The sequence below is a fragment of the Caldimonas mangrovi genome, assembly GCF_023721835.1.
Lineage (GTDB): Bacteria > Pseudomonadota > Gammaproteobacteria > Burkholderiales > Burkholderiaceae_C > Caldimonas > Caldimonas mangrovi.
This window is the reverse complement of sequence record NZ_JAMKFE010000002.1, coordinates 345,535-358,381: the sequence shown is the minus strand read 5'-3', so window position 1 is coordinate 358,381 and position 12,847 is coordinate 345,535. Positions and strand designations below refer to the sequence as shown.

General features: G+C 67.2%; 8 protein-coding genes. 2 read left to right on the top strand and 6 right to left on the bottom strand.

What is annotated here, in order from left to right; genetic code table 11:
* Positions 1 to 2: 2 nt before the first annotated feature.
* The 6 genes from M8A51_RS04235 to M8A51_RS04210 form a co-directional block, all read right to left on the bottom strand.
* A complete protein-coding gene (locus tag M8A51_RS04235) occupies positions 3 to 6,350 on the bottom strand; it encodes a hybrid sensor histidine kinase/response regulator (RefSeq protein WP_251776875.1) in 6,348 nt (2,115 codons plus the stop codon).
* Positions 6,351 to 6,437: 87 nt separating this feature from the next.
* Positions 6,438 to 8,753 carry a methyl-accepting chemotaxis protein gene (locus M8A51_RS04230; protein ID WP_251776874.1) on the bottom strand — a complete coding sequence of 772 codons (2,316 nt, stop codon included), beginning with the start codon at positions 8,751 to 8,753 and terminating at the stop codon, positions 6,438 to 6,440.
* 34 nt (positions 8,754 to 8,787) lie between these two features.
* Entirely contained in the window at positions 8,788 to 9,327 is a 540-nt protein-coding gene (locus M8A51_RS04225; RefSeq protein WP_251776873.1) for a chemotaxis protein CheW, read from the bottom strand.
* 65 nt (positions 9,328 to 9,392) lie between these two features.
* Positions 9,393 to 9,758, bottom strand: coding sequence for a response regulator transcription factor (locus M8A51_RS04220; protein WP_251776872.1), 366 nt, complete (start codon positions 9,756 to 9,758; stop codon positions 9,393 to 9,395).
* A gap of 98 nt (positions 9,759 to 9,856) precedes the next feature.
* The gene (locus M8A51_RS04215; protein WP_251776871.1) at positions 9,857 to 10,258 is read right to left on the bottom strand and encodes a response regulator; all 402 of its coding nucleotides are present in this window, start codon (positions 10,256 to 10,258) and stop codon (positions 9,857 to 9,859) included.
* Between the two features lie 42 nt (positions 10,259 to 10,300).
* Entirely contained in the window at positions 10,301 to 10,453 is a 153-nt protein-coding gene (locus M8A51_RS04210; protein WP_251777041.1) for a rubredoxin, read from the bottom strand.
* 157 nt (positions 10,454 to 10,610) lie between these two features.
* Here M8A51_RS04210 and thiD point away from each other — a divergent pair, with 157 nt between their 5' ends.
* Together thiD and hemL are read left to right on the top strand one after the other, a co-directional pair.
* Positions 10,611 to 11,531 carry a bifunctional hydroxymethylpyrimidine kinase/phosphomethylpyrimidine kinase gene (gene thiD / locus M8A51_RS04205; protein ID WP_251776870.1) on the top strand — a complete coding sequence of 307 codons (921 nt, stop codon included), beginning with the start codon at positions 10,611 to 10,613 and terminating at the stop codon, positions 11,529 to 11,531.
* A complete protein-coding gene (gene hemL / locus M8A51_RS04200) occupies positions 11,521 to 12,807 on the top strand; it encodes a glutamate-1-semialdehyde 2,1-aminomutase (protein ID WP_251776869.1) in 1,287 nt (428 codons plus the stop codon). The genes thiD and hemL overlap by 11 nt, the downstream gene beginning before the upstream one ends.
* The last annotated feature ends 40 nt before the right edge of the window (positions 12,808 to 12,847 follow it).

Sequence of the window (12,847 nt, the reverse complement as noted above, 5' to 3'; positions counted from 1 at the left end):
CGTCAGGCCGCCGCCTGCGTCAGGTCCGACTCCGAAGCATAGCGCCCGATCAGCGCCAGAAGCTCCTCTTCGCTGTACGGTTTTCCGAGGTAATGGTTGACTCCCAGCTCAGCCGCGTAGTCGCGATGCTTCTGCGCAATGCGCGAGGTGATCATGATGACCGGCAAATGTGCCAGGCGAGCATCGCCGCGGATATTGCGCACCAGATCGAATCCGTCCATGCGCGGCATTTCGATGTCGCTCAGCACCACCGTCGGCCGCTCTTCGCTCAGGCGCTCCAGGGCTTCCAGGCCGTCCTTCGCCACCGTCACGCGGTAGCCTTCGCGAGCCAGCAGGCGCTGCGTGACGCGGCGCACCGTCAGCGAGTCGTCCACCACCAGCACCAGCGGGGCGACGGGCGCCTCGGGCTGTACCGGCTTGATGGCGACCGCCTGCTGCAACGGGGCCTCTGCGCCCGGTTGCAGTGCAGCGGCTGTCATCGCGCGGGCCGCTTCGCCGTAGACGGTCGCCAGCGCCACCGGGTTGTAGATCAACGCCACGGCGCCGGAGGCCAGCAGCGTCATGCCGGCCAGGCCGGGCAGACGCGACAGCTGGGGCCCCAGGTTCTTCACGACCACTTCCTGGTTGCCGAGCACTTCGTCGACGTGCAGCGCGACACGCTGCTGGGCGCTTCGGATCACGATGATCGGCACCGTGCGGCCGATCTCGGTGCCGCGCGCACTGGATTGCAGCAGCGCACCGAGCCAGAAGAACGGCATCATCTGGTCGCCCATCGAGTAGACGCTGCTTTCGTAGCTGGCCATCACGTCCTTCGCCGTGCCGCGTCGGACGATCTCGATCAGGTTGGACGGAACGCCGACCACCACCTGACCGCAGCGCATCATCACGACCTGCGTCACCGCGGTGGTCAACGGCACCACCAGCTTGAAGCTGGTGCCCTGACCCGCGCTGGTGGCCGTCTCGATGCGGCCGCCCATCGCGTTCACGTCGGAGCGCACGACGTCCATGCCGACCCCGCGGCCGGCCAGCTCGGTCACCGTCTCGGCGGTCGAGAAGCCCGGCGTGAAGATCAGGTTGGCCAGTTCGGCATCGGTCGGCTGGGCGTCGGGCGCCAGCAGGTTCATCTGCACCGCACGGTTGCGGATCTTGCCCAGGTCGAGGCCGGCGCCGTCGTCGCGGAACTCGATCGACACCTCGTTGCCCTCCTGGTGCAGCGAGACGATGATGGTGCCGACGGCGTCCTTGCCCTGCGCCGAGCGCACCTGCGGCGGCTCGATGCCGTGCGTCACGCAGTTGCGCAGCAGGTGCTCGAACGACGCTGTCATGCGCTCCAGCACGCCGCGGTCGACTTCGATCGAGCCGCCGACGATGTCCAGGCGCACCTGCTTGCCGGTTTCCTTGGCCGCCAGCCGCACGACGCGGTACAGGCGTTCGGACAGGCCCTCGAACTCCACCATGCGCGTGCGCAGCAGGTCGTCCTGCAGGTCGCGCGTCAGGCGCGCCTGCGCGGCGAGTTCGTCTTCCGTGGTCTGCAGCGTGCGCTGCAGGGTGCGCTGCACGGTGGCCACGTCGTTGACCGACTCGGCCATCATGCGGGTGATTTCCTGGAAGCGCGTGAAGCGGTCGAACTCCAGCGGGTCGAAGTTCTGGCCCTCGGCCTTGGCGGCCTCCATGCGCGAACTCATCTGCGTCTCCGCCTGCAGCTCGATGTCGCGCAGTTGCTGGCGCAAGCGCTCCAGGTTGTCGGTCAGGTCGGTCAGCGAGCCCTTGATCTGGGTGACTTCGGATTCCAGACGGGCGCGGGCGATGCTCACCTCGCCGGCCTGGTTCACCAGGCGGTCGAGCAGTTGCGCGCGCACGCGCACCGCTGCGTGGTGCCCGGCGCCGCCCGGGCGTGCCGGCTGCACCGGCGTCGGCGACGAAGACCCGGCAAAACGTGACCAGTCGACACCTGGCGTCGACGCGGGAGCAAGCTGGACGGCCGGTGCAGCAAACACCTCAGGGGCCGGCGACTCGGCGATCGCGTCCGGCACGTCGACCGGGGCGACGTCCGTCGCTGCTTCGGGTGCCAGCGGCATCGACCCGGACGTGAAGAACTCGCCCTTCGGCGCGTGCTCCTCGACCAGCGCGGCCGGGGCCTCGAGCGGCAGGGTCTGCACTGCCGCGGTCGCCTCGGCATAAGCTTGTGCGTCGTGCGAGCGTAGCGCCTCGAACACGGCAGCCAACGCGTCGACACGGCCTTGCAGCGGCTCCAGTTCGGCCGGCGTGATCTCGCCGCCGTGCACCAGCAGGCGCTCGATCGCGGTCTCGAGCCGGTGCGCCATTTCGCCGAGCCGCATGGCGCCGGCGAGGCGGGCGCCGCCCTTGAACGTATGCAGCGTGCGCATGCAGGCGTTCGCGTGCTTCAGCTCCTGCGGCTGGTCGAGCCAGCCCTGCATCTGCCCGGCAAGCTGCGGCAGCAGTTCCTGGCCCTCTTCCTCGAAGATCGGGAACAGGTCGGCGTCGACCGCATCGACCGCATCGATGTCGTCGTCGATGTCGACGCCGCCCGGCAGGCCGGTCACGTGGGTGGTGGACTGCGCCGTGGTGTCGATCGCCGGCAATTGCCGGAAGTCGGCTTGTCCCAACCCCAGCGGCGCCAGCGTCGGCACCTGGGGCTCGGCAGGCACCGACGGGGCAGGCACGGGCGCCTCGAAGGCCGGCTCGGCCGCCTGGGGGGCTTCGGCGGACGGGGCAACAGCCTCGGGCACTTCAGGGGCCGGTTCAATGATCTCGGCTGCTTCGACGGCCGGTTCAGCGGCCTGAGACACTGCGGACTCGGACACCTCGGGCAGCATCAGGTCCACCGGTAGCGGCGCTTGGACTTCGGGTGTTTCGACCTCGACCTTCAGCGTCTCTTCGGGCTTCTCGAGCCCCCCGGTGCTGTGCACGTCGTCGCGCTGCAGGCGGGCGTTGACCGCCTCGAGCAGGCGAGCGGACTCCAGCTCGTGCCGCAACAGCCGTTCAAGCAGCTCGGGCGCCGGCTCCTTCAGGAAGCCCGCGGCGAACTGGTGCAGCAGACGGCGAATCTCCTCGGCGACATCCACGAAGAGACGGGCCTCTTCGGCGGAGCCGCTGCCGATCGCCTGAGAGCGCATCAGCGCGTGTTCCAGGCCGCGCGCGAGATGCGACAGATCACTGAAACCGACCGTGGACGAACTGCCGGCCAGCGAATGCGCCAGCGCGATCGGCGTCTCGCCGACCGGGCGGTGCAGTTCCATCGCCCACTCGGCGACCTCGGTGGTCAGGCGGCGCGACAGTTCGTCGGCCTCGGTGAGGTAGATGTTGAAAAGCGGGATGCTGATGCGCAGCGGGCCGACGATCTTGACCTGATCGTTGTTCTGCTCGGCCGCCGGGGCTTCGGCTTCAAGCGCCGGCATGGCAGCGCCGGAGGGCGCGGCTTCGACGATGGTTTGCACGGAAGCCGGCTCGAGCGCACCGAGATCCAGGTCGAACGACACGTCCAGCGCCGGCAACTCGCCGAGCGCCGGCGCCGCAGCCGCGTTGTCAGGGGTCTCGGTGGAGAGATCGAATGACTCGATCGACTCGACGACATCCGGCAACGCGTCGGCCGCAAGGTCGCCATCGAGTCGTACGTCGCCTGCGGGCAGCTGGGCGGGGGGCACCGCGGAGGCGCCGCCCTCGAATTCGTCCAGACTGATTTCGAGTTCGGGCAGCACGGACGGCGTTTCGAGCGTGGCGCCTGGCAACGGCTCGGATCCAGCCGTGCCCTCGGCTGCAACGGCCGGTTGCGCGTCGGGGGCCTGCAGCGGGGCACGGCGACCTTCGAGGCGCAACGCATCGGCGGCTGCCCGCACGGGCGCACTATGGTGCGTCGGCTCGGTGCGGGCCGCGATCTCGTCGATCCAGACCCCGAGGTAGGCCAGCACGTCAGCGGTCAGGCCGAGCAGGTCCTCGTTGGCCGGCCGCTGTTCGGCCAGCCACGCGTTGTAGAGTTGTTCGCACGCCCACCCTGCCTCGCCGAATTCATTCAGCCCGACCATGCGGGAGCTGCCTTTCAGCGTATGGAAGGAGCGGCGCACCGTGGTCAGCTGCTCGATGTCGTCGGGCTGGCGTCCGAGCTGCGCCACCGCCTCGTGGGCGTTGCCCATCACTTCCCGGGCTTCCTCCAGGAAGATGTCGCGCATCTCGTCGTCTTCTTCGAGACCGGAGCCGGTCGCAGGCGCCGGTGCCGGACGGGCAACCGGCGCAGGCGCAGGTGCAGGCGTCGGCAACGGCTCGAGCGTCGCCGCGTCGGACGCTGTGGCGACAAAGTCTGCCATCGCCTGCGCGACCTGTTCACGCGCGTCGTGCACGTTGGTCTGGCCGAGTTCGGCCTGCTGCACTGCCTCCTGGGCACTGGCGACGGACGCCACCAGCGCCGGCTGGTCGGCGACGATCACTTCCTGCGACAGTTTCAGCAAGCCTTCGGAAACGTCGTGCAGGGGCACGTCCTCGCGCACCGCCGTTTCGCCCAGACTCTGTGCCTGCTCGATCAGGCGCGGCTCGATGATCAGCGGCAGCGTCGCTTCGACAGGCTCGTCGTGCGGCGCCGCCGCGGTCTCGCTGCGCCCCATCACCGGACGCAATTCGCCACGTTCGGCGTCGTACACGAACAGCGACTTCGCCATCTGGGGCTGGTAGCTGAGCATGTCGATCAGGAAACCCAGCGCCCCCAGGTTCCCGGCCAGACGGTCGAACGTGCCGGCCTCGGCCGCACGCACCGGATCGACTTCGGTCGAGATCAGCTCGTCGATCACATCGCGCATCTTGAGCACGGCGTGCGAAGCCTGGTCCATGCCCAGCACCGACAGCACACCGCGCATCGCCGTCAGTTGTCCCGGCACGGGCATCAACACGCTGCGGTCGGACGGGTCGCGGAAGAACTGGTCGATGTTCTTTTCGGCGTCGGTCAGCGAGGAACGCAGTTCCTGCACCACGCTGCCCATGGTCTGGCGGTCGGAGACGCGGCGGTACAAATCCTCCATCCACGGCTCGAGCGGCTCGGGCGGGCGGCCTGCACGGACCGACTCGATACGTTCGGCCAGACGGCTGGAGCGCACCTCCTGATCCGGCTGGTCGAAGTCCACGTCGTCGAGCGAGGCCTCCAGGTAGAGCACGCTGGTCGCGACTTCCATCGCCAGCGACGGCACCGGACTGGCATTGCTCTCGACCGTCTGCTGCACGGCGTGCTGCAACGCCTGCGCCAGCGCTTCGCCGGCGGGGTAGATCTTGCGCAAAGAATCGCCGACCAGGCTGAACTGCTCGTTCAGCGCGGACATGCGGTGCATTTCGCCGCCGGCCACCGCGGACCAGGAATCCTTTGCGGCCGACACGCGCTTGCGCGCCTGGGTCAGCAGGGCCGGATCGAAACGGCCGAGGTGCGAGACTTCGTAGTCCACCGGCACGGCGGCATCCAGCCCGTACACCTGGCGCACCGACGCCAGCCTCGGCGCTTCGGCGGGGTCGAACGGAGTGCACTGAGAGCAGAAGAAAAGCAGGTCTTGCGCCAGGCGGTCGGACACGGCCGACTCGCCGCGCGCCAGCATGCCGAACTGCGCCAGGATGCGCGACGCCACGCGCTTGGTGTAGACGTCCGAACGCAACAGTCCCTGCGCCTGCCCCTCGAAGAAGGCCGACGCGAGCCGCCAGAACGTGGCGACCTGGAAGCTGACGGGTCCTGCGCCCAGGCCGGCGCACAGGTCGCTCATCTGGCGAGCGGCGGGCGCCGCCCCGCGCATCAGCGAGAGCAGCAGCCGTTCGAGTTCCTGCCGCGTCGACTCGTCGGCGGCACGCTCAGCCACCTCGCCGATGGCCGGAAGCTCGGCCCAGCGCCAGTCGACACTCCAGAGGTCGGCCGGATGGACGCGGTCGGCACCGGCCAGTTCCTGCACGCCGCGGTACTGCGGGAACAGCGAAACCGGAGACACCTTCTTGCCGGTCAGGACACGCGATAGATAGTCGAGCAGACCGAACGAGGCCTTCTCGATCGCATCGACCGCTGCCGCGTTGAGCTTCTGCGGCTTCTGCACATAACGCTGCACCGCCGCCTCGGAGGCGCGCAGCACGGCCGCAGCCGCCGGCATGCCGACCAGCTCGAGCGCGCCGACACCCTGGTGCAGTTGCTGGCGGGCGGTGCGCAGCACCGCCGGGTCGACGTCGTCCACATCCGAGCCGGCGACGCCTTCGGACTCCTTCAGAAAGCGCCGCAACGCCTTGTGGGCGGCATCGAGCGACTTGCGCAACTCCTCCTGCACCCAAGCCAAGGAGCTCAGGTCGTCGCTGGTCATCGTGTCGCGGTTGCTGTCCATCCAGTGCCCCGTGGGGAATATGTCTTCAGAAAAACCAGGTCCCATTGGAAGTAAGGGCGGCCAGGCCGCCCCTACTTCTTGCGGCGATCAGCCGATCTTGAATCGTGACACCGACTGCTTCAGCTCTTCGGCGGACTTCGACAACTCGCGCACCAGCTGCGCCGTCGAGCGAGTACCTTCACCCGTCTGCTCGGTCACCGCGAAGATGTGCTGGATGTTGCCGGCCACCACGTTGGCCGATTCGGCCTCGCGCAGCGCCTGGTTCGAGATCTGTCCGATCAGTTCTGCGAGCTGGCGCGACACGCGGTCGATCTCGCCGAGCGCGGTACCGGCCGCGTCAGACAGCTTCGCCCCTTCGACCACGCCTTGCGTCGAACGCTCCATGGCGGCCACCGCGTCCTGCGTGTCGGTCTGAATGGTCTTCACCAGGGCCGCAATCTGGCGTGTGGCGTCTGCCGAGCGTTCAGCCAGTCGCTGCACTTCTTCCGCCACCACCGAGAAGCCGCGGCCTGCTTCGCCGGCCGACGCGGCCTGGATGGCTGCGTTCAGTGCCAGCACGTTCGTCTGCTCGGTAATGTCGGAGATCAGTTCGGTGATTTCACCGATCTCCTGCGACGACTCGCCCAGCCGCTTGATCCGCTTGGAGGTTTCCTGGATCTGGTCGCGAATAGCGTTCATACCGCCGATCGCGTTCTGCACCGCCGCGCGACCCGACGCGGTCGCGTCCAGAGACTGGCGCGCCACCTGGGCCGATTGCTGGGCCTGTGCGGACACCTCGTTGATTCGACCGGCCATCTGCAGCACCGACTCACCGGTGTCGCGGATCTCGCGCAGCTGCTCCGTCGAAGCGGCCAGCAGTTCGGTCGACGTGGCTTCGACCTGCTGCGTCGTTTCCGTCACGCGCGACACCGTGCCCTGCACCTGCGAGACCAGTGTGCGCAGCTCTTCCACGGTGTAGTTCACCGAGTCGGCGATGGCGCCGGTGATGTCCTCGGTCACCGTCGCCTGCTGTGTCAGGTCGCCTTCGGCCACCGTCTGCAGTTCGTTCATCAGTCGCAAAATGGCCGCCTGGTTGGCGTCGTTGACGCGCTTGGCTTCCTGCTCCTGGCGCTCGGCTTCGAGTCGCTGCTGCTCGGCGATCACGGCGCGCTGGCGCTGGTCTTGCAGGTAGGCATAGGCCAAACCGGAAATACCCAGCAATGCGAGCAGCAGAGAGATCGCGACGAAGATCAGGTTCGCGGTACCGAAACCGGCCTCGCCGGACAGGCGCTCCTGCACCGACTCCAGACCTTTGCGCAGCGGTTCGCTGTCGGCAATGATCGCCGCCTGCGCTTCACGGGCGGACACCAGGCCCTGCAGGTTGCCCAGAATGGCGCCCGCCTGCGTGCGGGTCTGCTCGTAGAGCTCCAGCAGCGCTTGCAAGCGCTCCTTGGTCTGCTCGTCCTTCGTGCCGGGCAGACGCAGCTCGGGGCTGCCTTCGGCCAGGCCCTGGGCGATCTCGCGGAAGGAGTTCAAGTCCTTGCCAAGCAGGAACACCGCTTCCGGGCTCACGCCTTCCATCGTCAGGAATTCGTTGGCCGACTTGCCGATACGCTGCGTCAACATCACCAACTGCCCCGCGGCGGAGATTTCAGCCGGTGAGGCGTTCTGCTGCAGCTTCAGCGATGCGACCGTCTCGGCAATTTCGAGCAGGTCCGAGGATTGGCGGTTGATCGCGCGCAGCGCCTGACCAACCTGCGTCAGGATCTGCTGCTGCGACAACACCGTGTTGGCGTTCTTCTCGGCGCGGTCGACCAGCGGCATCAGCGGTTCGAGCGCCGCCTGCACGTCCTGCGAGGCAGGCGCCAGCCCGGTGTTCGAATCGCCCTTGTTCAGGCCACGCGTGTCGCGTGCCAGCACCGAAGCGCTTTCCTTCACTTCGGGGAAGGCCTGCGGACTGCCGATCAGCGCCTGCGACACCGACTTCGCAAGACGCTGCGACTGCATCAGCGCCTGACCGGACGCCCCCACCTGGGCGGCCACGCGGTTGGCAGCGGTCTGGGCGAGGAACACGACGATCACCAGACCCAGCAGGCCCGCGCCGGTCACGGTCCAGAGGATGCGCTGTTGCGAACTGGCCGGCAGGTGACCGATCAGCGGCACCGCGACGCCGTCTTCAGCCTCGCCGCTGGACATGCGGGTCTCGGCGAATTCGCCGGGCAGCTCCGAGGGCGCGACCTCGGAAATCATCGAGGAATCGGTCGTCACCGTGGAGGCCGGAGAACGATCCATCGCGATCGCCCCGCCGGGACCTGGCAGCGGCAGATCGCCGAGCGCCGGGGAAGCCTCATCGAACGGCGTGTCCGGCGCGTCGTCTGCCGACGACTTCTTGCCTAAACCTTTGAACTTGTTGATGAAACCCATATTTCCCTCTAGCTCTCGCTCGAACTTTGGGCGTTCAGCCCACGATCCTCAAAAAGGCCTCGTCGCCAGCCAGCGCGCTCAGGCTCAATTCCTGCCACCGGCGGCCCTGGCCGTCACGGTAGCGCCCACCGACGAAGGCCGGCTTGGCCTGGCCGTCATCGGCTTCCGGTTGCAGTTGTTCCTTGCCGCGCAGGCCGGCGAGTCGCTCGACCAGCAGTGCGCAGTTGATTTCCAGCATCGGATTGAAGGCAACCAGGCGAGCCTGGTCCCGCAGGCTGTCCGAAGGCGTTACCGCCGCTGCTGTGTTCCTGAAACCCAGGAAGCCCGCCAGGTCCACCAACCCGTGCAGGCCGCCTCGCAGATTCGCCACCCCCAGGAACCACGGCGTGGTGTGAGGGACCGCCACGAAAGCCCCGAAGGGAAAAATTTCGCCGGCATCCGACAGGGGCAGCAGAAAGCCCTGCCCGGCCGACTCCACAGCCAGCCAGTTTGCCGTGCGAGCCTCGGTACGGGCCGCCTGCAAACGTTCGGCCAGCCGGCTTTGCAACTCACGCAGCGCTTCTTTCTTCGCCATTCGTCTCGCCTGTGTGCCTGTGGGATCTCGCGCGCGGGGCGTCTACGATGCGCCCCTGGTCGCTGTCAGTCGAACGCGCGGATCTTGGCGATCAGTTCGTCGGCATCGACAGGCTTGACGACATAGTCGCGCGCGCCCTGGCGCATGCCCCATACCTTGTCGGTTTCCTGATTCTTGCTGGTACACATGATCACCGGCACGTCCGCGAAGTTGGGGTCGCGAGTGATCGCACGCGTGAGCTGGAAGCCGTTCTGGCCCGGCATCACGACATCCATCAGGATCAGGTCCGGCTTGTCCTCGGCCAGACGGCGCATGGCTTCCTCGCCGTTCTCGGCGGTGCGCACCGTGTAGCCCTTTTTGGTCAGCAACTCGGACAGGAAGTGCAACTCCGTCTTGGAGTCGTCCACCAACAGGATTTTCTTGACTGGCATGGCTCAGTTCCTCACTCGTCACCGCGACTGCGCGGCGTCTTCCAACGATACGTTTGGCAACTCGCCATTGTGCTGCGGCGCCGCGTTGTTTTCTTGTCTCAGGCCACCCGACTGCTGTATTGCTCCACAGCTTGGAGCAATTGATCCTTGGTGAACGGCTTGGTCAGGTAGTCTTGCGAGCCGACCATGCGGCCGCGTGCCTTGTCGAACAGGCCGTCCTTCGACGACAGCATGATCACCGGCACCTGCGCGAACTTCGGGTTGCGCTTGATGATGGCGCAGGTCTGGTAACCATCGAGCCGGGGCATCAGGATGTCGCAGAAAATGAGGTGCGGCTCATGGTCGTTCACCTTGGCCAGGGCGTCGAAGCCGTCCTCGGCCAATACCACCTGGTATCCCCCCTGCTTCAGGAAAATCTCTGCACTTCGGCGTATCGTGTTGCTGTCGTCGATCACCAGTACTCTGGTAGCGGCGTCTGCCGTCGTCGCGTTGTCGCTCACTGACCCCTCTCCTCAACGACTTGCGTGGTTGGATTGCGTAGGCTAAATCTGCACCATCTCGAAGTCCTCCTTGCGGGCGCCGCATTCGGGACAGGTCCAGTTCATCGGAATATCGGCCCAGGCAGTGCCCGGTGCGATGCCGTGTTCAGGGTCGCCGGCGGCCTCGTCGTAGATCCATCCGCAAATCAGGCACATCCAGGTTCGAGACTCGCTCACTTTGTATCAGTTTCACTACAATGATGCGAGTCATTGTAGCCTTACCAATACACGAAACCGCGAGGGTTTGTGCGAACTTACACGTGATTGTTCACGTGAACTTTGTAACCGCATCGAGTAGCCGAATCGGCTTTCCATGACCACAGAACCCGACCTTCAAGACACCCCGCAAGAGCCCTCGCAAGACCTGACCGGTCCGCCTTGCGTCATGACCTTCAACGCGAACGACCCGAGCGGCGCCGGCGGCCTGGGCGGCGACGTCGCGACCCTGTCGGCGATGGGAGCCCACCCGCTGCCGGTGGTCACCGCGGTGCTGATGCGCGACACCGCTGAGGTGTTCGACCACCACGGCATCGACGAGGACGTGATCGTCGAGCAAGCCCGCAGCATCCTCGAGGACGCCGCGATCTCGGCCTGGAAAGTGGGCTTCCTGGGCAGCGCCGAAGGGGTCAGCGCGGTCGCCGAGATCCTCAGCGACTACCCGGACGTGCCCCTGGTCTCGCATGTCCCCAACCTCGCCTGGATGGAGGAAGCGGACCTCGAGGCCTATCACGAGGCCTTCCGCGAGCTGGTCCTGCCGCAAACCGAAGTGCTGGTCGGCAACCACAAGACGCTGACCGACTTCCTGCTGCCCGAATGGGACGCCGACCGACCGGCGTCACCGCGCGAGCTGGCCAATGCAGCGGCCGAGCACGGCACCCGCTTCGTGCTGGTGACCGGCGTGCAGCTGCCCGACCACTTCATCGACAACGTGCTCGCCACCCCCGAGGGCGCCATCACCGGCGAGAAGTTCGAGCGTTTCGACACCTCCTTCATCGGTGCGGGCGAGACGCTCTCGGCCGCGCTGGCAGCCATGCTGGCGAACGGCGCCGAGCTGCACATCGCGGCGTCCGAGGCGCTGGCCTTCCTCGACCAATCGCTCGACGCGGGCTTCCGTCCCGGCATGGGGTCGGTCGTGCCGGACCGCTTCTTCTGGGCTCAGCCGCCCGCCGAGGAGGACGAGGCCCAGGCCGGCACCGACATCGAGTCTCCGCAAGACCCCCGACATGTCCACTAACGCAGCCCTGTTCGAGCGCGCGCAGCGCGTGATCCCGGGCGGCGTGAACTCTCCCGTGCGCGCCTTCCGCGCGGTGGGCGGCACGCCGCGCTTCATCCACCGAGCCGAAGGCGCGTACCTGTTCGACGCCGAGGGCCGGCGCTACATCGACTACATCGGCTCCTGGGGACCGATGATCCTCGGCCATGGCCACCCGACGGTGCTCGAGGCGGTGCGCAAGGCCGCCGCCGACGGCTTCTCGTTCGGCGCCCCTACCGAGCGCGAGGTCGAACTGGCCGAGGAGATCCTCAAGCTGGTGCCCTCAATGGAGCAGGTGCGGCTGGTCAGCTCGGGCACGGAAGCAGCGATGAGCGCGATCCGGTTGGCCCGCGGTGCCACCGGCCGCGCCAAGCTGATCAAGTTCGAGGGCTGCTACCACGGCCATGCCGATGCGCTGCTGGTCAAGGCCGGGTCGGGGCTTGCCACGTTCGGCAACCCGACCAGCGCCGGTGTGCCGCCCGAAGTGGTGCAGCACACGCTGGTGCTCGAGTACAACAACATCGCCCTGCTCGAGGAGGCGTTCGCGCTGCACGGCCCCGACCTCGCATGCGTGATGATCGAGCCGATCGCCGGCAACATGAACTTCGTGCGTGCCAGCGTCCCGTTCATGACGCGGCTGCGCGAGCTGTGCTCGCGGCACGGTGCGCTGCTGGTGTTCGACGAGGTCATGACCGGTTTTCGCGTCGGCCTGCACGGCGCACAAGGCCTGTATGCGAAGCTGATTCCCGGCTTCCGGCCCGACCTCAGCGTGTTCGGCAAGGTCATCGGCGGCGGCATGCCGCTGGCGGCCTTCGGCGGCCCGCGCGACGTGATGCAGCAACTGGCGCCCACCGGCCCGGTGTACCAGGCTGGGACGCTGTCGGGCAACCCGGTCGCGACCGCCTGCGGGCTGGCGACGCTGAAGGAAATTCAGCGGCCCGGCTTCTTCGAGGCGCTGGCCAAACGTACACGCTCGCTGACGGCCGGCCTCGCTCAGGCCGCGCAGCAGGCCGGCCTGGCCTTCTCGGTCGACAGCGAAGGCGGCATGTTCGGCTTCTTCTTCCTCGACCCGTTGCCGCAGCACTACCAGCAGGTGATGGCGACCGACCAGGCAAGCTTCAACCGCTTCTTCCACGGCATGCTCGAGCGCGGGGTCTATCTTGCGCCTGCGCTCTACGAAGCAGGCTTCGTCAGCGCGGCGCACACCGCAGCCGACGTCGAAGCCACCGTCAACGCGGCCCACGAGGCGCTGCGCTAAAGCTTTGCCGGCCGCCACGTGCGGCCGGACCCCTCTTCGG